Raw genomic sequence first — 21,283 nt, forward strand, 5'->3', positions numbered from 1 at the left:
CATCGGAGACCATCTGCTCGGGAGTCTTCTTGAGGATCGTGCTCAGGGGCCCCTACTCCCCCGGCCACTGCGGCTTCCGCTTGTCGTTGAAGGCGGCGACGCCCTCCGCGCGGTCTCCGGAGAAGGCCACCGACCGCCATGCCGCGTCCTCGACCTCCAGACCGGCCCGCAGGTCGAGGCCCTGCCCCAGCCGCAGTGCCCGCTTCGCCGCGCGCAGGCCCACCGGGGAGTTCGCGGCGATGCGCGCCGCCAGCTCCAGCGCCTCCTCCCGGTCCCGGCCCTCCTCGACCACGTGGTCCACGAGCCCCATCTCGCCGGCCTCGGTCGCCTCCAGACGCCGTGCCGAGAAGATCAGCTCGGCCGCCCGCGCCGCGCCGACCCGCCGGGGCAGCAGCTGCGTGCCGCCGCCGCCCGGAATCACGCCCACGGACACCTCGGGCAGCCCCACCACGGCCGTACGGTCGGCCACGATCAGGTCGCAGGACAGCGCCAGCTCGAAGCCGCCGCCCAGCGCGAACCCGTGCACCGCCGCGATCGTCGGCATCGGCAGTTCCAGTACGCCGGTGTACGCCCCCCGCGCCACCGGCCGCTGCCGCACCAGGTCCGCGTCGCTGAAGGAGTTGCGCTCCTTGAGGTCCGCGCCGACGCAGAACGCCCGCTCGTGCGACGAGGTGAGGACGACCACCCGTGCGTCCCGGTCCGCCCCCAGCGCCGTACAGGCGGCCGCGATCGAGCGGGCCATCCCGGTGGAGACGGCGTTCATCGCCTTGGGCCGGTCCAGGACCAGCTCCGCGACGTACCCGTGCCGCCGTACCAGCACGAACTCCCCGAACCGCGCCTCGCTCATCGCTTCCTCCGGTACACGTGTTAACGCGGGTTAACCCCTGTCCGACCGATCATCGCAGCCGCACCCGATCACAGGGAACCCCGTACCGCTACGCCCGTTCGAGTGACATCCCGGCCGTCTCGCCCCACATCACCCACACGAGCGCATAGCGTGCGCTGCGCGGTGGGGGCGCGAGGGGCGCGGGGAGCCGCGGGCACTCGTGGGGAGCTGTGGGGGGAGAACGGGCATGGCGCAGACACGTACTCGGATAGACAGGGCAGGGGCGGTGGAGCCGGGCGGCCGGTTCCGCGGCCTTCGTCGCGGACGGCACCGTAAACCCCGCCCCCGCAGGGCCCTGCTCGCCGCGGGCGGACTCGTCCTCGCGGCCGGGGTGCTCAGCCTGGTCCGCATGGCCCCGCAGTCCGGCGTCGGCGCCCCCGGCACCGCGGCGGCCGAACCCCGGCTCGGCCCCGGTGGCGTCGCAAGCGGCGGCCCGAGGACCGGCACGTCCCCGAGCGGCGGCCCTACGACGACCACCACCGGCACCCTGGCCACCGGCCCGCACGCGCCGTCCCCGGCGGCCACCGGCCCGGACGGACGGGCCCCGGCGCCGGCACCCACCGGGACCGGCGCGAAGGGCTCGGCCGACCCGGACGGATCAGGAGGCTCAAGGAGTTCGGGCGGTTCGGGTCGCGGGATGCCACCAGCGCCCGGAACGAGCACCGCGCCGAGCGCCCCGCCCCGCCCCACGGCCACCGCACCGGCACCGCCCGCGCCGACCTCGCACCCGGCACCGCCGACGGCACCGGCGCCCACGCCGACCCACGTCACTCCCGCGCCCGCTCCGGGCGGCCTGTGCCTGCCGATCATCGCCCTCTGCGTGGACGTGGACGTGCTCGGCGGTCACGGAGGCTGACGGGCGGCCAGGCGGCCTACTGCTGCTGCCCGTCCCTGCGGGTGAGCAGCCACGGCTCGACCACGCCGAGGCCGCGCACCGGACGCTGCCACATCGGCTGGAGCGCGAAGCGGTACGACGGCGGCTCCTCGCCCTCCTTCTCGGCGGCCGCCGCGGCCTCGGCCGCCGCCGCCTCCGAGGCGGGCGCCTCGCCGGTGCGGATCAGTTCCTGGGCGAACGCGCTGTCCATCAGGACGGCGTCACGCGGGGCTATGGAGGTCAGCCGGGAGGCCAGGTTCACCGTGGTGCCGAACACATCGCCCATGCGGGTGGTCACGGTGCCGAACGCCATGCCGACGCGCAGTTCGGGCATCGTCTCGTCGTTCGCCAGCGTCTCCACCAGACGTAGCGCGATGTCCGCGGCCGTGCCCGCGTCGTCCGCGGCGAACAGGACCTCGTCGCCGAGGGTCTTGATGAGCCGGCCGCCGCGCGCGGCCACCAGGTCGGCGGCGGTGGTCTCGAAGGCCTCGACGAGTTCGCCGAGTTCCTCCTCCTCCATGCGGCGGGTCAGGCGGGTGAACCCGACGAGGTCGGCGAAGCCGACGGCGAGGCGCCGGTCCACCATCTCCTCGTCGTCCCCGGCCTGGACGACGCGCCCGGTCGCGGCGGCGAGCTGCCGCCGCCACACGTAGACCAGGAACTCCTCGAGCTCCGGCAGCAGCAGCTCGACCAGGGGGTACGTCACCTCGGTGCGGGTCATGCCGGGCTCGGGGGGCTCGGTCAGGCCCTCCAGGAAGGAATCGATCTGCCACTCGGCCAGCCGGGCGGTGGTCTGCCCGGTGGAGCGGGCCACCTGCACGGCCATGGCCTCGCTGAGCAGCCCCGCCTCCACGAGACCGGCGAGCCGGCGCAGCGCGAGGACGTCGGCCTCGGTGAGGGCCTTGGCCTGGCCTATGTCCGCGAAGCCCATCGCCCGCCAGAAGCGGGACGCCAGTTCCATGGAGACGCCGGCGCTGCGGGCGGCCTGGAAAGGGGTGTAGCGGCGCTCGGCGCCCAGGATGAGCTGTTCGAGACGGAGCGCGAGCGGGTCCTCGCCGGAGTCGGCGGCGCTGGGGTCCGTCCGGTCCTGCTCGCCGGGGCCCGTGTCGTCGACGGTCACGCCTGCTGCCCTTCCGATCTGCCGCGGTCAGGTACGACCGGCCTCAACTCTACGGCAGGTGTGCGCCAGCTCACTCCGTCGGGTTCGGCCGAGGTCTGCTTGTCCGGTGCCGGGTCGTGTGGCGGGGTTCGAGCCGACGCCTTCTCTGGTGGCCTGCGGCCTCCAGGTCCCCGCCCTCAGCATGGGGGGCCCGTGCGACGTGCGCATCCGCGGGGCCGTCGTGGTCGATCGCGCCCCCGCCCCCTCACGCCAGGCGCAGGTGCACGATGTCGCCCGCTCCCACCGGAGCCTGGACGCCCTCCGCAGTCGCGATGATCAGGCGGCCGTCGCCGTCCACGGCCACCGCCTCGCCGACCAGGTCGCGGTCGCCCGGCAGCTGCGCGCGTACCGTGCGCCCGAGCGTCGCGCAGCCGGCCGCGTAGGCCTCCTGGAGGCCGGAGACCGAGGGGTCGCCGCCCGCCGCGCGCCAGCGGCCGTACCAGTCCTCCAGGGAGCGCAGTACCGCCCGCAGCAGCGTGTCGCGGTCCGTGCTCACCGCGCCGGCCAGCAGCAGCGAACCCGCCCGCGCCACCGGCAGCTCCTCGGCGCGCAGCGAGACATTGAGACCGAAGCCGATGACGACACCGTCCTCGCCGGCCCGCTCCAGCAGGATGCCGCCCGCCTTGCGCTCCTCCCCGTCGACCGTCACCAGCAGGTCGTTCGGCCACTTCAGCGCCGTGTCCACGCCCGCCGCCCGCGCCAGCCCGGTCGCCACCGCGACGCCGGTGAGCAACGGCAGCCACCCCCAGCGGTCCACCGGCACTTCCGCGGGCCGCAGCAGCACCGAGACGAAGAGTCCGGAGCGCGGCGGCGCCGACCAGCGGCGGTCCAGGCGGCCCTTCCCGGCGATCTGCTCCTCCGCGACCAGCACCGTGCCCTCGGCCACCGGGCCGGCCGCGGCGCGGGCAGCGAGGTCGTCGTTGGTGGAGCCGGTGCGCTGCACCACCTCCAGCGCGGACCACAGCCCGCCCTCGCGCACCAGCGCGCGGCGCAGGGCGGTCTCGTTCAGCGGCGGGCGGTCCAGATCGGACCAGCGGCCGGGGTTGTCGTCTGCTGCATCTCGGGGCGTCATGCAAGCCACCCTAGGTGTGGCAAACGACGCAGTGCTGATCGGTAGCCCCAGCACTACTCTACGAACGAGTAACCGTCCCCCCTTTTGAGCAGGCAGGGAGCCGCATCCCGATGTCCGAGCCGGAAGAGCGTCAAGAGATCCAAGGGATCGACATTCACACGACCGCGGGCAAGCTCGCGGATCTCAAGCGGCGCATCCACGAGGCGACGCACGCCGGCTCGGAGCGCGCCGTCGAGAAGCAGCACGCCAAGGGCAAGCTGACCGCCCGTGAGCGGATCGAACTGCTCCTGGACGAGGGGTCGTTCGTCGAACTGGACGAGTTCGCCCAGCACCGCTCCACCAACTTCGGCCTGGAGCGGAACCGGCCCTACGGCGACGGTGTCGTCACCGGCTACGGAACGGTCGACGGCCGCCCGGTCGCCGTGTTCTCCCAGGACTTCACCGTCTTCGGCGGCGCCCTCGGCGAGGTGTACGGCCAGAAGATCGTCAAAGTCATGGACTTCGCCCTGAAGACCGGCTGCCCGGTCATCGGGATCAACGACTCGGGCGGTGCCCGCATCCAGGAGGGTGTCGCCTCGCTCGGCGCCTATGGCGAGATCTTCCGCCGAAACACCCACGCCTCCGGTGTCATCCCGCAGATCTCCCTGGTCGTCGGCCCCTGCGCGGGCGGCGCGGTGTACTCCCCGGCCATCACCGACTTCACGGTCATGGTCGACCAGACCTCGCACATGTTCATCACCGGACCCGACGTGATCAAGACCGTCACCGGTGAGGACGTGGGCTTCGAGGAGCTGGGCGGCGCCCGTACCCACAACGCCGTCTCCGGCGTGGCCCACCACATGGCCGGGGACGAGAAGGACGCCATCGAGTACATCAAGCAGCTGCTGTCGTACCTGCCGTCCAACAACCTCTCCGAGCCCCCGGTCTTCCCGGAGGAGGCGGACCTCGCCGTCAGCGACGAGGACCGCGAGCTGGACACCCTGGTCCCGGACAGCGCCAACCAGCCGTACGACATCCGCACGGTGGTCGAACACGTGGTGGACGACGGCGAGTTCTTCGAGACGCAGGCCCTGTTCGCGCCGAACATCGTCACCGGGTTCGGCCGGGTCGAGGGGCACCCGGTGGGCGTCGTCGCCAACCAGCCGATGCAGTTCGCCGGCTGCCTGGACATCGACGCCTCCGAGAAGGCCGCCCGCTTCGTGCGCACCTGCGACGCGTTCAACCTGCCGGTGCTCACCTTCGTGGACGTGCCCGGCTTCCTGCCGGGCGTCGGCCAGGAGCACGAGGGCATCATCCGGCGCGGCGCCAAGCTGATCTACGCCTACGCCGAGGCCACCGTCCCGCTGATCACCGTGATCACCCGCAAGGCCTTCGGCGGCGCCTACGACGTGATGGGCTCCAAGCACCTGGGCGCCGACCTCAACCTCGCCTGGCCGACCGCCCAGATCGCCGTCATGGGCGCCCAGGGCGCGGTCAACATCCTGCACCGGCGCACCCTCGCCGAGGCGGCCGCGAGCGGCGAGGACGTGGAGGCCGTACGGGCCCGGCTGATCCAGGAGTACGAGGACACCCTCCTCAACCCCTACGTGGCGGCCGAGCGGGGCTACGTCGACGCGGTGATCATGCCGTCCGACACCCGCGCCCACATCGTCCGGGGCCTGCGTCAGCTGCGCACCAAGCGGGAATCACTGCCTCCGAAGAAGCACGGCAACATCCCCCTCTAGGCCAGGCCGACCGACAGGAGCCGACATGACGATCAAGGTCGTACGAGGCAACCCGACCCCCGAGGAGCTGGCCGCCGCCCTGGCGGTGGTCCGCGCCCGCGCCGCGGCGGCGACGGCCGCGCCGTCCGGCGCGCGGGGCCCGAAGGACGCGTGGTCCGACCCGGCCCGCATCGCCGCCGCCCGCCTCCCCCGCGCGGGCGCGGCGGCCTGGACCCGCACGTACTGGCCGAGCTAGGGCGGACCCCCCGGGGGGCGCGGGAAACCGCGCACAGTGGCGGGAGTCCGGGCGCCTATTTGAGTACGGCTACTCAGGCGCCCGGCGGCCCGCCACCCGCACGCTGGACGAGTGCTGTGGTCAGACCCGGAAGACGAACCGCCGAAAGAGCTGCGCGACGCGCAGGACATGCTGCGGCGGCTCGGCGTCCTCATGGCCGTGGCGGTGACCGCGGCCATGGTCGTGGCCGCGCTGATGGGCCTGCGCTGAGCCGGCCGCCGGTGCTTCGCGCGGGCCCGCAACCGGGTGACTAACCTGACCGCATGACCGCAACACACCGCAGGCGACTCGTGCTCGCCTCCCAGTCCCCCGCCCGCCTCGGCCTGCTCCGGCAGGCGGGCCTCACGCCCGAGGTCATCGTGAGCGGGGTCGACGAGGACGCCGTCACGGCCCCCACCCCGGCCGAACTGGCGCTCGCCCTCGCCGAGGCCAAGGCGTCCGTCGTGGCGGCGCTGCCGGACGTGCAGGGCGCCCTCGTGATCGGCTGCGACTCCGTGCTGGAGCTGGACGGGCAGGCGCTCGGCAAACCTGCGGACGCCGAGGAGGCCACCGCCCGCTGGAAGTCGATGCGCGGCCGGGCCGGTGTCCTCCAGACGGGGCATTGTGTCTGGGACACGGCGGCCAAGCGCTATGTCTCGGCGACCGCCTCCACCGTCGTACGCTTCGGCGAGCCCAGCGACGAGGAGGTCGCCGCCTATGTGGCCTCCGGCGAGCCCCTCAATGTCGCCGGGGCGTTCACCCTGGACGGCCGTTCCGCGCCGTTCATCGAGGGCATCGACGGCGACCACGGCAATGTGATCGGCATCAGCCTGCCCCTGGTGCGCAAGCTGCTGGCCGAACTGGGCGTCGGCATCACGGAGTTGTGGGCACCGGCCGGCTGAGCCGCTCGGGGACGGCGTCCTGCGGCTCGTCGTCCCCGTCCCGCGGTCGCGCCGGGTGCCCGGCGGCCGGCCCGCCCGGCGCGGCGGCGGGCGCGTCCACCGGCTCGTCCACGGCCCTCGGGTCGCCGCCCGTCCCGCCGCCCCCGCCGGACGCGGCCCGGGCGGGACCGCCGTCGCGGTCGTACGACACCAGGAGCAGCACCAGGAGCGCCAGCACCACGACCATCACCAGGAAGGCCGTCGCGTTCACCAGGCCCCAGGCGAAGGCGCCCAGCAGACCGTGCACGACCGCCGCGCTGATCAGCACGACACGCCCGAAGCCGGCCGGAGCGCGGTCGCGGACCGCGACCAGCAGGGCGACCAGGGCGCACAGCAGGAAGTAGAGGCCGAAGACGACGCCGCCGATCTTCGAGGACGTGGACATCAGATGCGGGTCCAGGCCGGCCATCGACATCTTCTGCCGCTCCACGACGACGCCGAGGAACCAGTTCAGCGCCCCGATGCCGAGCGCCTCCACGAGGAGGACGACGGTCACCGCCCACGCCACGATTCTGCGCACCACCCGACCCACCGACCCCTCGGTTACCCGCAGTACGTCCGGACAGGGCGAACGCTACTAACGGGTAAACCAGGGGACAAGGGTTCGTGCGCCAGCAAAGAATCATTGGGCCATTCGTAGGGACTCGACAAAGAAACCGAGTGGGCCGCAGCACGCCCTTACAGAGACCTTGGCCACATGGCAGGGCTAGGGTTTTCCGGAGGAGTCCTGCGTAGCAAGGTGCCACGGGGACTTTCGCGGGTCGGGCGAGCCCCGCATCACGCTCCGTGTGGGCAAGCTCACCATTGGGGACGGGTCGAAGAGGCGTGTCGGCAGTCCCTAAACTCGGCTTGTTTCAAGGAGGGAGCCTCAATCGTGCGCAAGGTGCTCATCGCCAACCGTGGCGAAATCGCTGTCCGGGTGGCTCGGGCCTGCCGGGACGCGGGGATCGCGAGCGTTGCCGTCTACGCGGACCCGGACCGGGACGCTCTGCATGTCCGCGCTGCGGATGAGGCGTTCGCCCTGGGCGGTGACACACCGGCAACCAGCTACCTGGACATCGAGAAGGTCCTGAACGCGGCCCGTGAGTCCGGCGCGGACGCCATCCACCCGGGCTACGGCTTCCTCTCGGAGAACGCCGAGTTCGCGCAGGCCGTCATCGACGCCGGTCTGAACTGGATCGGCCCGCCGCCGCAGGCCATCCGCGACCTGGGCGACAAGGTGGCCGCCCGGCACATCGCCCAGCGCGCCGGCGCGCCCCTGGTGGCCGGCACGTCCGACCCGGTCTCGGGCGCCGACGAGGTCGTCGCCTTCGCCGAGGAGCATGGTCTGCCGATCGCCATCAAGGCGGCGTTCGGCGGCGGCGGCCGCGGCCTGAAGGTCGCCCGCACCCTCGAAGAGGTGCCGGAGCTGTACGACTCGGCGGTGCGCGAGGCGGTCGCCGCCTTCGGGCGCGGCGAGTGCTTCGTGGAGCGCTACCTGGACCGTCCGCGGCACGTGGAGACCCAGTGCCTGGCGGACAAGCACGGCAATGTGGTCGTCGTGTCCACCCGCGACTGCTCGCTCCAGCGCCGCCACCAGAAGCTCGTGGAGGAGGCCCCGGCGCCGTTCCTCTCCGAGGAGCAGGTCGCCGAGCTGTACCGCGCCTCCAAGGCCATCCTCAAGGAGGCCCGCTACGAGGGCGCGGGCACCTGTGAGTTCCTGGTCGGCCAGGACGGCACAATCTCCTTCCTGGAGGTCAACACCCGCCTCCAGGTCGAGCACCCGGTGACCGAGGAGGTCGCCGGCATCGACCTGGTCCGCGAGATGTTCCGCATCGCCGACGGCGAGGAGCTCGGGTACGGCGACCCGGAGCTGCGCGGTCACTCCTTCGAGTTCCGCATCAACGGCGAGGACCCGGGCCGCAACTTCCTGCCCGCGCCCGGTACGGTCACCACGTTCGACCCGCCGTCCGGTCCGGGTGTCCGGCTGGACGCCGGTGTGGAGTCGGGCTCGGTCATCGGCCCGGCGTGGGACTCTCTCCTCGCCAAGCTGGTCGTGACCGGCCGCACCCGCAAGGAGGCCCTGGAGCGGGCCGCGCGGGCGCTGGACGAGTTCCAGGTCGAGGGCATGGCGACGGCGATCCCCTTCCACCGCGTGGTGGTCCGGGACCCCGCCTTCGCCCCCGAACTCACCGGTTCCACGGACCCGTTCAAGGTGCACACCCGCTGGATCGAGACGGAGTTCGTCAACGAGATCAAGCCGTTCGCGGCGCCGGCCGACGCCGAGGCGGAGGAGGACGCGGGCCGCGAGACCGTGGTGGTCGAGGTCGGCGGCAAGCGCCTGGAGGTCTCCCTGCCGTCGTCGCTGGGCATGTCGCTGGCCCGTACCGGCCTCGCGGCGGGCGCCAAGCCCAAGCGCCGCGCCGCCAAGAAGTCCGGCCCCGTGGCCTCCGGCGACACCCTCGCCTCCCCGATGCAGGGCACCATCGTCAAGGTGGCCGTCGAGGAGGGCCAGGAGGTCAAGGAGGGCGACCTGGTCGTCGTCCTGGAGGCCATGAAGATGGAACAGCCCCTGAACGCCCACAAGGCCGGCACGATCAAGGGCCTGGTCGCGGAGATCGGCGCGTCCATCACTTCGGGCGCCGCGATCTGCGAGATCAAGGACTGACGCCCACCTGTACGACACCGAACCGGCTCCTGGCGCCTTGTGCACCGGGGGCCGGTTCGTTGTCGGGGGGTGTGGGAGCGCTGCGCGTTGCGGACGGCTCAGGGACGCGCGGCGCACTCCGGCGCGATTCGGGGGTGCGCGGGCGCGCTGACAGGGCGAGGGCCCGGGGCGTGGGCTCCGCGACGGCGGGAGGGCGGGGCTTCGACGCCGAGACGGCGGGGGCTCGGCGGCGGGACGGCGGGTGCCCGGCGGCGGGGCGGCACCCACGGCTGCGGTGACCGCAGGCTGACGCCGAGTACCGGCCCCCGACTCCCAGCCGACTTCGTGACCCAGCCCCGCCGGTCACGTCTGTACGGCTACCAGCGTCGTAAACCCACCGCCGGGTCACCCCGCACGGCGCGTTGCCTCTCGGACCAGCCCGACCGTACGACCCACCGCCCCCGCCCCGCCCACGAGCGGGCGCAGCTCACCTGCGGCGGAGGTCGGCGACGCGGGAGCGTTCCGGGGGCGGGGGCTGGTCGGAGAGGACCGAGGTGGAGCGGAGGGGGTTGCCCCGGCGTGGTCCCGGCAGCTGGGGGCGGCGGGCCGGCGGGACCTGGTCACCCCCCGAGCTGCCGTTCGCCCCGGTCACGGCGATCTGCACCCCCTGGTCGGCGAGGGCCTGCAACTCGGTGGCGGCCCGGTCGTCGTGCGCGGGCGGTTCGTCGGTGACGAGACGGGTGATGAGATCCGTCGGCACGGTCTGGAACATCGTGTCCGTGCCCAGCTTGGTGTGATCGGCGAGGATCACCACCTCGGAGGCGGCCTGCACGAGCGCCCGGTCCACCGATGCCGAGAGCATGTTGGAGGTGGACAGCCCGCGTTCTGCCGTGAGGCCGCTCCCGGACAGGAACGCCTTCGACACCCGCAGCCCTTGGAGGGACTGCTCGGCGCCGGAGCCGACGAGCGCGTAGTTGGAACCGCGCAGGGTGCCACCGGTCATCACGACCTCCACCCGGTTCGCATGGGCCAACGCCTGTGCGACCAGGAGGGAGTTGGTGACCACCGTGAGACCCGGCACGCGGGCGAGCCGGCGGGCCAGCTCCTGCGTGGTCGTACCCGCACCGACCACGATCGCCTCGCCCTCTTCGACGAGGCCGGCCGCGAGATCGGCGATCGCCGTCTTCTCGGCGGTCGCGAGATGCGACTTCTGCGGGAAGCCGGACTCGCGGGTGAACCCACCCGGCAGTACGGCACCGCCGTGCCGGCGGTCGAGGAGTCCTTCCGCCTCCAGTGCCCGCACGTCCCGCCGTACGGTCACTTCGGAGGTCTGGACGACGCGGGCGAGCTCACGGAGCGACACGGCACCGTTCGCTCGCACCATTTCGAGGATCAATTGGCGACGTTCAGCAGCGAACACGAAACTGACAGTAACCCCAGCGACCGTCTGGTTTCAGCAGTTTGCGCCGATTAACAGAAGTTGTTCGCATGGCAGAACCGGAAGTGGTATAGGACCTTCCCGCGACCTATCCATTCCGACTATGCCAGCCGCACGTACGGCAACTCGTCGCGACCAGCCGGGAGTCGCCGCAGGTCATCAGCCCTCGGCGCTCGCCTTGCGGGTGTGCAGCTGCCGCGCGACCTCCGCGATCGACCCCGAAAGAGACGGGTACACCGTGAAGGCGTTCGCGATCTGTTCGACTGTCAGATTGTTGTCGACGGCGATCGAGATGGGGTGGATGAGTTCCGAGGCGCGCGGCGCGACGACCACACCGCCGACGACGATCCCCGTGCCCGGCCGCGAGAAGATCTTCACGAAGCCGTCCCGGATGCCCTGCATCTTGGCGCGCGGGTTGCGCAGCAGCGGCAGCTTGACGACCTTCGCGTCGATCTTGCCCGCGTCCACGTCCGCCTGCGTGTAGCCGACGGTGGCGATCTCGGGGTCGGTGAAGACGTTGGAGGAGACCGTCTTCAGGTTCAGCGGGGCCACCGCGTCGCCCAGGAAGTGGTACATCGCGATGCGGCCCTGCATGGCGGCGACGGACGCGAGCGCGAAGACCCCGGTCACGTCACCGGCCGCGTAGACGCCGGGCGCGGTGGTGCGGGAGACCCTGTCGGTCCAGATGTGCCCGGAGTCGCGCAGCTTGACGCCGGCCTCCTCCAGGCCGAGGCCCGCGCTGTTCGGGATGGCGCCGACGGCCATGAGGCAGTGGGTGCCGGTGATGACGCGGCCGTCGGCGAGCGTGACCTCGACCCGGTCGCCGACGCGCTTGGCGGACTGCGCGCGGGAACGGGCCATCACGTTCATGCCGCGGCGGCGGAAGACGTCCTCCAGGACGGCGGCGGCGTCCGGGTCCTCGCCGGGCAGCACCCGGTCGCGGGAGGAGACGAGGGTGACCTTGGAACCGAGGGCCTGGTAGGCGCCGGCGAACTCGGCGCCGGTCACACCGGAGCCGACCACGATCAGTTCTTCGGGCAGCTCGTCGAGGTCGTAGACCTGGGTCCAGTTGAGGATGCGCTCGCCGTCGGGCTGGGCGTCGGCCAGCTCGCGCGGGTGACCGCCGGTCGCGATCAGGACGGCGTCGGCGGTGAGGGTCTCCTCGGTGCCGTCGGCGACGGTGACGACGACCTTCCTCGACCCGTCGAGGGCCTGCATGCCCTCCAGGCGTCCGCGCCCGCGCATGACCCGCGCGCCGGCGCGCGTCACGGAGGCGGTGATGTCGTGCGACTGCGCCAGCGCGAGCCGCTTGACCCGTCGGTTGACCTTGCCCAGGTCCACGCCGACGACGCGCGCGGCCCGCTCCAGCGGCGGGGTGTCGTCGGCGACGATGATGCCGAGCTCCTCGTACGACGAGTCGAAGGTCGTCATGACCTCGGCCGTCGCGATGAGGGTCTTGGACGGCACGCAGTCGGTGAGCACCGACGCGCCGCCCAGACCGTCGCAGTCGACGACGGTCACCTCCGCGCCGAGCTGCGCGGCCACCAGCGCCGCTTCATATCCGCCAGGTCCGCCACCGATGATCACGATCCGAGTCACGTACCCCATTGTCCCGCACGCTTCAAGATGCCACTGCCCAGGGGGGCGCCGGGCCCCTTCCGGCACCGCGTCGGCACCCGCCGGCACCCGCCGACGTGCGCCGACGCGCCTTCCCGGCGCGCGTTCCCGGGGTGCCGTACCCCAGGGATGCCCCCGGGGGCGCCCCTGGGGCTCGCTTCCGGGGCGCGCGAGCCGGTCGGGAGCGCTGCCGTACCCTCTCCCCCATGTCGCTCTATGCCGCCTACGCCGGCAACCTCGACGCCCGGCTGATGTCCCGCCGCGCCCCGCACTCCCCGTTGCGCGCCACGGGCTGGCTGAACGACTGGCGGCTGACCTTCGGCGGGGAGCAGCTCGGCTGGGAGGGCGCGCTGGCGACGATCGTCGAGGAACCGCTGGCCCAGGTGTTCGTCGGCCTGTACGACATCGCGCCCATGGACGAGGAGTCGCTGGACCGCTGGGAGGGCGTGGACCTCGGCACCTACCGCCGCATGCGCGTGCGCGTGCACACCCTGGACGGCGAGAAAGCGGCCTGGACGTACGTCCTCGACGACTACGAGGGTGGCCTCCCCTCGGCCCGCTACCTGGGCGAGGTCGCCGACGCCGCGGAGTCCGCCGGCGCGCCCCACGACTACGTGATGGAGCTGCGCAAGCGCCCCTGCTGAGCCGGGCGCGCGCGGCGGCCGCTGCGTACCCGCGGTAAGCCGTCGCCGAAGCCATCGTCGGAAACGACAAGACAACGATCGCAATCCCGTGAGGTCTGTCATCTACGCGCGTAGGCGAGAAGCGGCTACCCTCGTCCACGTGAACGCATCTCTTCTTCCGGACGACATCCAGGGCGACCCGTACGCCGCCGCCGACGCCGCCGCCGCGCGCCTGCGCGAACTGACCGGCGCCGAGACCCACGACGTTGCCCTCGTGATGGGCTCCGGCTGGGCTCCGGCCGTCGACGCCCTCGGTGCCCCCGACGCGGAGTTCCAGGTCACGGAGCTGCCCGGCTTCCCGCCGCCGGCTGTCGAGGGGCACGGCGGCAAGGTCCGCTCGTACTCCTTCGGCGACAAGCGCGCGCTCGTCTTCCTGGGCCGCACCCACTACTACGAGGGCCGTGGCGTCGCCGCCGTCTCGCACGGCGTCCGCACGGCCGTCGCCGCCGGCTGCAAGACCATCGTGCTCACCAACGGGTGCGGCGGTCTGCGCGAGGGCATGCGGCCGGGCCAGCCGGTGCTGATCAGCGACCACATCAACCTCACGGCCACCTCGCCGATCGTGGGCGCGAACTTCGTGGACCTGACCGACCTGTACTCGCCGCGGCTGCGCGCCCTGTGCAAGGAGGTCGACCCCACCCTCGAGGAGGGTGTCTACGCGCAGTTCCCCGGCCCGCACTACGAGACCCCGGCCGAGATCCGCATGGCCCGCGTCATCGGCGCGGACCTCGTCGGCATGTCCACGGTCCTGGAGGCCATCGCCGCGCGCGAGGCCGGTGCCGAGGTCCTGGGCATCTCGCTGGTCACCAACCTCGCCGCGGGCATGACCGGCGAGCCCCTCAACCACGAGGAAGTCCTCCAGGCCGGCCGCGACTCGGCCGCCCGCATGGGGACGCTGCTCGCGCAGGTGCTGCGGAAACTGTAGCCCTCGGCGGGGGCCGGGGCATCGGCATCGGCATCGGGTGACCTTGGACGCCGGGGGATCCGGCTGAAGCACCGGGGCGCGGGGGCCTCAAGGCTGCGGCGGAGGCGGGGCGTGGGTGTCCCTGACGGTGAGGCGTGCGGGTCCCCGGCGGTGCGGGATGCGCGTCCCTGGCGGTGCCGGGTCCCGCACGGGTCCTGACCGGCGCCGGGGCGCGTACGCCCGCTCCCGGTGGTGTGGGCGGTGTGCGTGATGCGGGCGGGCGCCAGGGTCCAGGGGGTGCGGGCCGTCCGACCGGGCGCTGGGCGGGACACGCGTGAGCGGTCCGGTTCGGTACCGGGTGGCGAAGACCGTCGGGCGGGCCGCGACTGCGACGACGACCGACCGGACACCACCGGAGCCTGGCGCTCGACCGGTGCGCGCCCCGGCGTACGACCGGGAGCACCCGGCGGCGCCGCGCTCCCCGAGCCGGTACGAGCAGGCCGAGCGAGCCGCCCGCCACGGCAAGGGGTACGCGGATACGCCGACCCGCTACCGCGTCCGCGGGGGGACGACGGGCGGCACCCACCCCGCCGCGGCCACGCCTGCACAGCGCCCGCCCCCACCGCCACGAGAAACAATTGCGGCCCAAGCCGCCGCCCCCAGCCGACCAGAGCCACCCCCACCCGCCCCGCCCCGCCCGTTCACCTCCCGGCCGACCGACCGAGCCGGGAGGCTGGGAGGGCAGGGCATCGGCAAACACAGGAGAGGTTGATCCCAAGGTGCACGATCTGATCGCGCGGGCCAGCGCCTGGCTCGCCGAGGACCCCGACCCGGACACCCGTGCCGAACTCGCCGAGCTGATCGAGGCCGGTGACGAGAAGGAGCTGGCGGCGCGTTTCGCCGGCACCCTCCAGTTCGGCACCGCCGGCCTGCGCGGCGAACTCGGTGCCGGCCCGATGCGCATGAACCGGAGCGTCGTCATCCGCGCCGCCGCCGGCCTCGCCGCGTACCTGAAGAAGAACGGCACCCCCCACGGGGGCCCCGGCGCCGGCCTCGTCGTCATCGGCTACGACGCCCGCCACAAGTCCGCCGACTTCGCCCGCGACACCGCCGCCGTGATGACCGGCGCCGGGCTGCGTGCCGCCGTGCTCCCCCGTCCGCTGCCCACCCCCGTGCTCGCCTTCGCGATCCGGCACCTGGGCGCGGTCGCGGGCGTGGAGGTCACCGCCAGCCACAACCCGCCGCGCGACAACGGCTACAAGGTGTACCTGGGCGACGGCTCCCAGATCGTGCCCCCGGCCGACGCGGGCATCGCCGCCGAGATCGACGCGATCGCCTCGCTGGCCGACGTGCCCCGCCCGGAGTCCGGCTGGGAGACCCTGGACGACGCGGTCCTGGACGCCTATCTGGCCCGTACCGACGCCGTGCTGGCCGCCGGCTCCCCGCGCACCGCCCGCACCGTCTACACCGCCATGCACGGCGTCGGCAAGGACGTCCTCCTCGCCGCCTTCGCCCGCGCCGGCTTCCCGGAGCCGGTGCTGGTCGCCGAACAGGCCGAGCCGGACCCGGACTTCCCCACCGTCGCCTTCCCCAACCCGGAGGAGCCGGGCGCGATGGACCTGGCGTTCGGCCGGGCCCGCGCGACCGACCCCGACCTGGTGATCGCCAACGACCCGGACGCCGACCGCTGCGCCGTGGCCGTCAAGGACGGCGCCGACTGGCGGATGCTGCGCGGTGACGAGGTCGGCGCGCTGCTCGCCGCCCACCTGGTGCGCCGGGGCGCGCGGGGCACCTTCGCGGAGTCGATCGTCTCCTCCTCCCTGCTCGGCCGGATCGCCGGCAAGGCGGGGCTGCCGTACGAGGAGACGCTCACCGGCTTCAAGTGGATCGCCCGCGTCGACGGCCTGCGCTACGGCTACGAGGAGGCCCTCGGCTACTGCGTGGACCCCGAGGGTGTGCGCGACAAGGACGGCATCACCGCGGCCCTCCTGATCACCGAGCTGGCGTCCGGGCTGAAGGAGGAGGGCCGTACCCTTCTCGACCTGCTGGACGACCTCGCCGTCGAGCACGGTCTGCACGCCACCGACCAGCTGTCCGTGCGCGTCCAGGACCTCTCCCTGATCGCCGACGCGATGCGCCGGCTGCGCGAGCAGCCCCCGGCGCGGCTCGCGGGCCTGGCCATCACCCGCGCGGAGGACCTGACCAAGGGTACGGAGACGCTGCCGCCGACGGACGGCCTGCGCTACACCCTCGACGGCGCCCGCGTCATCGTCCGGCCCAGCGGCACCGAGCCGAAGCTGAAGTGCTACCTGGAGGTCGTCGTGCCGGTTCCGGCACGCGACGGCCTTCCGGCCGCCCACGCCCGCGCGAAGGAGCTTTTGGCGGCCATCAAGCGCGACCTCTCCGCGGCCGCCGGCATCTGAAACCACCGGAGCCACCGGAACACACCGGAAAAAACCAGGGGCACCCCCCGGATCCCGACTCCAGGGGTGCCCCTGGTACGTCCCGGTGCGGTGCGGGCCGTACGGCTGCGGTAGGCGGCGCCGTGCACGACCGCGTACCGCGCCGCCGACCGCTGCGCGTCACCTCGCCCATGGCGGCGTGCCGCGCCGACCACCGCTGCGTACCGCGGCCCGCCTACCACTGCGAGTCGCCTCGCCCACGGCTGCGCGCCACGCCGAGCACGACCGCGTGCCGCGCCGTCCAAGACCGCGTGCCGCGCCTTCACGACTGCGTGTCGCGCCGTCCATGGCTGCGTGTCGCGCCGTCCATGGCTGCGTGCCGCGCCGACCACGGCCGTGTACCGCCGCCTACGGCTGCGTCCCGCCGCGCCCCGGCCCGTTCCGACTCAGCCGCCGGTCGCCAGCAGGACCGCCAGCAGGACGGCCCCCGCCAGCACCGGTGCCGCCACCTCGTAGGCCCAGCGGATCGTCGTAGCGCCCTGGGCGGACTCTTCCTTGCCGCACCGGTCGAGCAGGTCGCGCAGGTCGTCCATGGCCTTGTCGCCCTCCGCCCGCGTCGGCCCGGTGTCGGCGCCGCGCGCGGTGACCCCGCCGTAGCCGAGGCCCCTGGCACCGAGCCCGGAGCCGAGCCCGCCGCCCGCCGCCCGCCGCGCCGCGCTCGCCGTCCGCCGCTCGGCCTTCTTGCGGGCGCGCAGCGACACGGGCACCGCCCACAGCTGGTACGTGGCGCCCGACGTGGTGCGCACCTCGTTGGTGAGGCTGGAGCGCAGGGCCTCGATCTCGCCCCACGGCACGGTGATCACCCGGAACGGGTTGCGGATCCGCAGCCGTTCCTCGCTGGCGAACACCGCCGGACGCAGCGTGAAGGCGATCACCAGCGGAACGGCCAGGATCATCGTGGCCAGCGCGAGCCACGGGGTGCGGCCGTGGCCGCTGACCAGCGCGTCGAAGCCCAGCCAGGCGACGACCGCGAGCAGCAGCACGCCGCCCGCGAGCCCCATGGGCGAGCGGTAGATCCGGTCCTTCACGGCAGGCACCGGAGGCTGCGACGCGGGGGGCTTGTTGTCCGGGGTCGTCATGGCCCGATTGTGCACGACGCCGGATCGGGCGCCGCCATGTACCCCGAGACCCGTATGCATCCGTGATCCCCGGCGGCCCGCGCGCGGCGGAAGGACCCGGAATCCGAACCGGGGGTGTACAGCCGCTACGCGCGTAGATATGCTCGTGTGGTGACCATGCCCACCACTGCACCCCCAGCACACGCGCTCGCCGACGTCACCGCGTCCGACAGCACACTGCGCCGCTTCCTGCACGGGCTGCCCGGCGTCGACGCGGTCGGCCTGGAGGCGCGCGCCGCGTCGCTCGGCACCCGTTCCATCAAGACCACCGCGAAGGCGTACGCCATCGACCTCGCCATCTCGATGGTCGACCTGACGACGCTGGAAGGCGCGGACACCCCGGGCAAGGTCCGGGCGCTCGGCGCCAAGGCCGTCCACCCCGACCCGACCGACCGCACCGCACCGACCACGGCCGCGGTCTGCGTCTACCCGGACATGGTGGCCGTCGCCAAGGAGGCCGTCGCCGGTTCCGGTGTCAAGGTCGCCTCGGTCGCCACCGCCTTCCCGGCCGGCCGTGCCGCGCTCGACGTGAAGCTGGCCGACGTGCGCGACGCCGTCGCCGCGGGCGCCGACGAGATCGACATGGTCATCGACCGCGGCGCGTTCCTCGCGGGCAAGTACCTGAAGGTGTACGACGAGATCGTCGCCGTCAAGGAGGCCTGCGGGACGAGCGCCCGGCTGAAGGTCATCTTCGAGACCGGCGAGCTGTCGACGTACGACAACATCCGCCGCGCCTCCTGGCTCGGCATGCTCGCGGGTGCCGACTTCATCAAGACCTCGACGGGCAAGGTCGCCGTCAACGCGACGCCCGCCAACACCCTGCTGATGCTGGAGGCGGTGCGCGACTTCCGCGCCCAGACCGGCGTCCAGGTCGGCGTGAAGCCGGCCGGTGGCATCCGCACCAGCAAGGACGCCGTCAAGTTCCTCGTCCTGGTCAACGAGACGGCGGGCCAGGACTGGCTGGACAACCACTGGTTCCGCTTCGGCGCCTCCTCGCTCCTCAACGACCTGCTGATGCAGCGTCAGAAGCTGGCCACCGGCCGTTACTCCGGCCCCGACTACGTGACGGTGGACTGATCACCATGGCATCCGCATCCGCATTCGAGTACGCACCGGCGCCCGAGTCCCGCTCCGTCGTCGACATCGCGCCGTCCTACGGCCTGTTCATCGACGGTGAGTTCACCGAGGCGACCGGCGGCAAGGTCTTCAAGACCGTCTCGCCGTCCACCGAAGAGGTGCTGTCGGAGGTCGCCGAGGCCTCCGAGGAGGACGTCGACCGCGCGGTGAAGGCCGCCCGCAAGGCCTTCGAGAAGTGGTCCGCGCTGCCCGGCGCCGAGCGCGCCAAGTACCTGTTCCGCATCGCCCGGATCATCCAGGAGCGCAGCCGGGAACTGGCCGTCCTGGAGACGCTGGACAACGGCAAGCCGATCAAGGAGACCCGCGACGCGGACCTCCCCCTGGTCGCCGCCCACTTCTTCTACTACGCGGGCTGGGCCGACAAGCTCGACCACGCCGGCTTCGGCGCGAACCCGCGGCCGCTGGGCGTGGCCGGCCAGGTCATCCCGTGGAACTTCCCGCTGCTGATGCTGGCCTGGAAGATCGCCCCGGCGCTCGCGACCGGCAACACGGTCGTCCTGAAGCCGGCGGAGACCACCCCCCTCTCGGCCCTGTTCTTCGCGGACATCTGCCGCCAGGCGGGCCTGCCCAAGGGCGTCGTCAACATCGTGACCGGTGACGGCCGTACCGGGGCCGCGCTGGTCGCGCACCCGGACGTGAACAAGGTCGCGTTCACCGGCTCGACGGCGGTCGGCAAGGCGATCGCGCGGACCGTGGCCGGCACGCGCAAGAAGCTCACCCTCGAACTCGGCGGCAAGGGCGCGAACATCGTCTTCGACGACGCCCCGATCGACCAGGCCGTCGAGGGCATCGTGAACGGCATCTTCTTCAACCAGGGCCAGGTCTGCTGCGCCGGTTCGCGGCTGCTGGTCCAGGAGTCGATCCAGGACGAGCTGCTGGACGCGCTCAAGCGCCGTCTGTCCACCCTGCGCCTGGGCGACCCGCTGGACAAGAACACCGACATCGGTGCGATCAACTCCGCGGAGCAGCTGGCCCGGATCACCGCGCTGGCCGAGGCGGGCGAGGCGGAGGGCGCCGAGCGCTGGTCCCCCGCCTGTGAACTGCCGGGCGCCGGCTACTGGTTCGCGCCGACGCTGTTCACCAACGTCACCCAGGCCCACACCATCGCCCGCGAGGAGATCTTCGGCCCGGTGCTGTCGGTCCTCTCCTTCCGCACCCCGGACGAGGCGGTCGCCAAGGCGAACAACACGCAGTACGGCCTGTCGGCGGGCATCTGGTCCGAGAAGGGCTCCCGCATCCTGGCCGTCGCGGGCAAGCTGCGCGCCGGTGTCGTCTGGTCCAACACGTTCAACAAGTTCGACCCCACCTCGCCGTTCGGCGGGTACAAGGAGTCGGGCTTCGGCCGCGAGGGCGGCCGCCACGGCCTGGAGGCGTACCTCGATGTCTGACGCACGACTTTCCGTCTTCAAGACCTACAAGCTGTACGTGGGCGGCAAGTTCCCGCGTTCCGAGAGCGGCCGGGTGTACGAGGTGACGGACCCGAAGAACAACTGGCTGGCCAACGCTCCCCTGTCCTCCCGCAAGGACGCGCGGGACGCGGTGGTCGCGGCCCGCAAGGCGTTCGGCGGCTGGTCCGGCGCGACCGCCTACAACCGCGGTCAGGTCCTGTACCGGGTCGCGGAGATGCTGGAGGGCCGCCGCGAGCAGTTCGTGCGCGAGGTGGCCGAGGCGGAGGGCCTGTCCAAGTCCAAGGCCGCGGCCGTCGTGGACACGGCGATCGACCGCTGGGTCTGGTACGCCGGATGGACCGACAAGATCGCCCAGGTGGTCGGCGGCGCGAACCCGGTCGCGGGTCCGTTCTTCAACCTGTCCACGCCGGAGCCGACGGGCGTGGTCGCCGTACTGGCCCCCCAGGACTCCTCCTTCCTGGGCCTGGTCTCGGTGCTCGCCCCGGTGATCGCCACCGGCAACACGGCGGTCGTCATCGCCTCCGAGAAGGCCCCGCTCCCGGCGCTCTCCCTCGCCGAGGTGCTGGCCACGTCGGACGTGCCGGGCGGCGTGGTGAACATCCTCTCCGGCCGTGCGGCCGAGATCGCCCCGTCACTGGCCGCGCACCAGGACGTCAACGCGATCGATCTCGCGGGCGCGGACGCCGAGTTGGCGAAGGAGCTGGAGATCGCGGCGGCCGACAACCTGAAGCGTGTGCTGCGCCCCCGGGACACCGACTTCACGCAGACGCCCGGCACCGAGCGCCTGACGGCCTTCCTGGAAACCAAGACGGTCTGGCACACGACGGGCGCCCTGGGCGCCACGGGTTCCTCCTACTGACCCACCCGGCCCGGCCCGAGAGCCGCGCTTCCCCGCACCGGGGGAGGCGCGGCTCTCCGCGTTTGGGCAACTTGTCACTCGGAGTCTCGCGCACACGCACTGCCCAGGGGCTCCGCTACCA

The 21,283-nt window shown here is 72.7% G+C and carries 19 protein-coding genes; 12 read left to right on the top strand and 7 right to left on the bottom strand.

Annotated features, from left to right (window positions below):
* Positions 1–52: 52 nt before the first annotated feature.
* Entirely contained in the window at positions 53–847 is a 795-nt protein-coding gene (locus ACE4Q9_RS12535; RefSeq protein WP_397984326.1) for an enoyl-CoA hydratase/isomerase family protein, read from the bottom strand.
* Between the two features lie 226 nt (positions 848–1,073).
* Between ACE4Q9_RS12535 and ACE4Q9_RS12540 the strand changes: the two genes are divergently transcribed.
* The gene (locus ACE4Q9_RS12540) at positions 1,074–1,742 is read left to right on the top strand and encodes a hypothetical protein (protein ID WP_397984327.1); all 669 of its coding nucleotides are present in this window, start codon (positions 1,074–1,076) and stop codon (positions 1,740–1,742) included.
* Positions 1,743–1,758: 16 nt separating this feature from the next.
* Here the strand turns inward: ACE4Q9_RS12540 and ACE4Q9_RS12545 are convergent, their stop codons facing one another.
* Both ACE4Q9_RS12545 and ACE4Q9_RS12550 read right to left on the bottom strand, forming a co-directional pair.
* Complete coding sequence (locus ACE4Q9_RS12545; RefSeq protein WP_397984328.1) at positions 1,759–2,880, bottom strand: adenylate/guanylate cyclase domain-containing protein; 1,122 nt, start codon at positions 2,878–2,880, stop codon at positions 1,759–1,761.
* Positions 2,881–3,124: 244 nt separating this feature from the next.
* A complete protein-coding gene (locus tag ACE4Q9_RS12550) occupies positions 3,125–3,991 on the bottom strand; it encodes a biotin--[acetyl-CoA-carboxylase] ligase (RefSeq protein WP_397984329.1) in 867 nt (288 codons plus the stop codon).
* Between the two features lie 110 nt (positions 3,992–4,101).
* Between ACE4Q9_RS12550 and ACE4Q9_RS12555 the strand changes: the two genes are divergently transcribed.
* The 4 genes from ACE4Q9_RS12555 (at position 4,102) to ACE4Q9_RS12570 (ending at position 6,870) form a co-directional block, all read left to right on the top strand.
* Positions 4,102–5,715 carry an acyl-CoA carboxylase subunit beta gene (locus ACE4Q9_RS12555; RefSeq protein ID WP_397984330.1) on the top strand — a complete coding sequence of 538 codons (1,614 nt, stop codon included), beginning with the start codon at positions 4,102–4,104 and terminating at the stop codon, positions 5,713–5,715.
* A 25-nt stretch (positions 5,716–5,740) separates the two neighbouring features.
* On the top strand, positions 5,741–5,950 hold the full coding sequence (locus tag ACE4Q9_RS12560) for an acyl-CoA carboxylase epsilon subunit (protein ID WP_397984331.1): 210 nt from the start codon (positions 5,741–5,743) through the stop codon (positions 5,948–5,950).
* A gap of 111 nt (positions 5,951–6,061) precedes the next feature.
* Entirely contained in the window at positions 6,062–6,199 is a 138-nt protein-coding gene (gene mmpB / locus ACE4Q9_RS12565) for a morphogenic membrane protein MmpB (RefSeq protein ID WP_397984332.1), read from the top strand.
* A gap of 53 nt (positions 6,200–6,252) precedes the next feature.
* Entirely contained in the window at positions 6,253–6,870 is a 618-nt protein-coding gene (locus ACE4Q9_RS12570) for a Maf family protein (protein ID WP_397984333.1), read from the top strand.
* Here ACE4Q9_RS12570 and ACE4Q9_RS12575 read toward each other — a convergent pair.
* The gene (locus tag ACE4Q9_RS12575) at positions 6,842–7,417 is read right to left on the bottom strand and encodes a hypothetical protein (protein ID WP_397987194.1); all 576 of its coding nucleotides are present in this window, start codon (positions 7,415–7,417) and stop codon (positions 6,842–6,844) included. The genes ACE4Q9_RS12570 and ACE4Q9_RS12575 overlap by 29 nt on opposite strands.
* A 366-nt stretch (positions 7,418–7,783) precedes the next feature.
* Here ACE4Q9_RS12575 and ACE4Q9_RS12580 point away from each other — a divergent pair, with 366 nt between their 5' ends.
* Entirely contained in the window at positions 7,784–9,556 is a 1,773-nt protein-coding gene (locus ACE4Q9_RS12580) for an acetyl/propionyl/methylcrotonyl-CoA carboxylase subunit alpha (protein ID WP_397984334.1), read from the top strand.
* Positions 9,557–10,022: 466 nt separating this feature from the next.
* Here ACE4Q9_RS12580 and ACE4Q9_RS12585 read toward each other — a convergent pair whose 3' ends face one another.
* Both ACE4Q9_RS12585 and ACE4Q9_RS12590 read right to left on the bottom strand, forming a co-directional pair.
* Positions 10,023–10,955 carry a DeoR/GlpR family DNA-binding transcription regulator gene (locus ACE4Q9_RS12585; protein ID WP_397984335.1) on the bottom strand — a complete coding sequence of 311 codons (933 nt, stop codon included), beginning with the start codon at positions 10,953–10,955 and terminating at the stop codon, positions 10,023–10,025.
* A gap of 177 nt (positions 10,956–11,132) precedes the next feature.
* A complete protein-coding gene (locus tag ACE4Q9_RS12590) occupies positions 11,133–12,581 on the bottom strand; it encodes an NAD(P)H-quinone dehydrogenase (RefSeq protein ID WP_397984336.1) in 1,449 nt (482 codons plus the stop codon).
* Positions 12,582–12,796: 215 nt separating this feature from the next.
* Here ACE4Q9_RS12590 and ACE4Q9_RS12595 point away from each other — a divergent pair, with 215 nt between their 5' ends.
* The 3 genes from ACE4Q9_RS12595 (at position 12,797) to ACE4Q9_RS12605 (ending at position 16,600) form a co-directional block, all read left to right on the top strand.
* On the top strand, positions 12,797–13,234 hold the full coding sequence (locus ACE4Q9_RS12595; RefSeq protein WP_397984337.1) for a gamma-glutamylcyclotransferase: 438 nt from the start codon (positions 12,797–12,799) through the stop codon (positions 13,232–13,234).
* A 139-nt stretch (positions 13,235–13,373) separates the two neighbouring features.
* Positions 13,374–14,198: a purine-nucleoside phosphorylase gene (locus ACE4Q9_RS12600; RefSeq protein ID WP_397984338.1), complete on the top strand. Its 825-nt coding sequence runs from the start codon at positions 13,374–13,376 to the stop codon at positions 14,196–14,198.
* Positions 14,199–14,956: 758 nt separating this feature from the next.
* Positions 14,957–16,600 (top strand): phospho-sugar mutase, encoded by a 1,644-nt coding sequence (locus ACE4Q9_RS12605; RefSeq protein ID WP_397984339.1) that lies wholly within the window; start codon positions 14,957–14,959, stop codon positions 16,598–16,600.
* Between the two features lie 425 nt (positions 16,601–17,025).
* Here the strand turns inward: ACE4Q9_RS12605 and ACE4Q9_RS12610 are convergent, their stop codons facing one another.
* Entirely contained in the window at positions 17,026–17,718 is a 693-nt protein-coding gene (locus ACE4Q9_RS12610) for a PH domain-containing protein (RefSeq protein ID WP_397984340.1), read from the bottom strand.
* Positions 17,719–17,874: 156 nt separating this feature from the next.
* On the opposite strand from ACE4Q9_RS12610, the gene deoC reads away from it, so the two are divergent.
* From deoC to ACE4Q9_RS12625, 3 genes are read left to right on the top strand one after another with little or no spacing between them, the layout of a single operon-like run.
* Positions 17,875–18,834, top strand: a complete 960-nt coding sequence (gene deoC / locus ACE4Q9_RS12615; RefSeq protein WP_397987195.1) for a deoxyribose-phosphate aldolase — start codon at positions 17,875–17,877, stop codon at positions 18,832–18,834.
* A 5-nt stretch (positions 18,835–18,839) separates the two neighbouring features.
* On the top strand, positions 18,840–20,282 hold the full coding sequence (locus ACE4Q9_RS12620) for an aldehyde dehydrogenase family protein (RefSeq protein WP_397984341.1): 1,443 nt from the start codon (positions 18,840–18,842) through the stop codon (positions 20,280–20,282).
* Positions 20,275–21,162, top strand: a complete 888-nt coding sequence (locus ACE4Q9_RS12625) for an aldehyde dehydrogenase family protein (RefSeq protein ID WP_397984342.1) — start codon at positions 20,275–20,277, stop codon at positions 21,160–21,162. Before ACE4Q9_RS12620 ends, ACE4Q9_RS12625 begins: the two co-directional genes overlap by 8 nt.
* Positions 21,163–21,283: the final 121 nt, after the last annotated feature.

This window comes from Streptomyces sp. AM6-12 (assembly GCF_044327085.1).
In the GTDB taxonomy this organism is placed as follows: Bacteria; Actinomycetota; Actinomycetes; order Streptomycetales; family Streptomycetaceae; genus Streptomyces.

What these genes read in the sequence shown, in the direction of transcription:
- ACE4Q9_RS12570 (WP_397984333.1), top strand. Translation starts at nt 6,253, where the DNA reads ATGACCGCAACACACCGCAGGCGACTCGTGCTCGCCTCCCAGTCCCCC.
- ACE4Q9_RS12595 (WP_397984337.1), top strand. Translation starts at nt 12,797, where the DNA reads ATGTCGCTCTATGCCGCCTACGCCGGCAACCTCGACGCCCGGCTGATG.
- ACE4Q9_RS12550 (WP_397984329.1), bottom strand. Translation starts at nt 3,991, where the DNA reads ATGACGCCCCGAGATGCAGCAGACGACAACCCCGGCCGCTGGTCCGAT.
- ACE4Q9_RS12540 (WP_397984327.1), top strand. Translation starts at nt 1,074, where the DNA reads ATGGCGCAGACACGTACTCGGATAGACAGGGCAGGGGCGGTGGAGCCG.
- ACE4Q9_RS12625 (WP_397984342.1), top strand. Translation starts at nt 20,275, where the DNA reads ATGTCTGACGCACGACTTTCCGTCTTCAAGACCTACAAGCTGTACGTG.
- deoC (WP_397987195.1), top strand. Translation starts at nt 17,875, where the DNA reads ATGCCCACCACTGCACCCCCAGCACACGCGCTCGCCGACGTCACCGCG.
- ACE4Q9_RS12535 (WP_397984326.1), bottom strand. Translation starts at nt 847, where the DNA reads ATGAGCGAGGCGCGGTTCGGGGAGTTCGTGCTGGTACGGCGGCACGGG.
- ACE4Q9_RS12620 (WP_397984341.1), top strand. Translation starts at nt 18,840, where the DNA reads ATGGCATCCGCATCCGCATTCGAGTACGCACCGGCGCCCGAGTCCCGC.
- ACE4Q9_RS12610 (WP_397984340.1), bottom strand. Translation starts at nt 17,718, where the DNA reads ATGACGACCCCGGACAACAAGCCCCCCGCGTCGCAGCCTCCGGTGCCT.
- ACE4Q9_RS12555 (WP_397984330.1), top strand. Translation starts at nt 4,102, where the DNA reads ATGTCCGAGCCGGAAGAGCGTCAAGAGATCCAAGGGATCGACATTCAC.
- ACE4Q9_RS12590 (WP_397984336.1), bottom strand. Translation starts at nt 12,581, where the DNA reads ATGGGGTACGTGACTCGGATCGTGATCATCGGTGGCGGACCTGGCGGA.
- ACE4Q9_RS12560 (WP_397984331.1), top strand. Translation starts at nt 5,741, where the DNA reads ATGACGATCAAGGTCGTACGAGGCAACCCGACCCCCGAGGAGCTGGCC.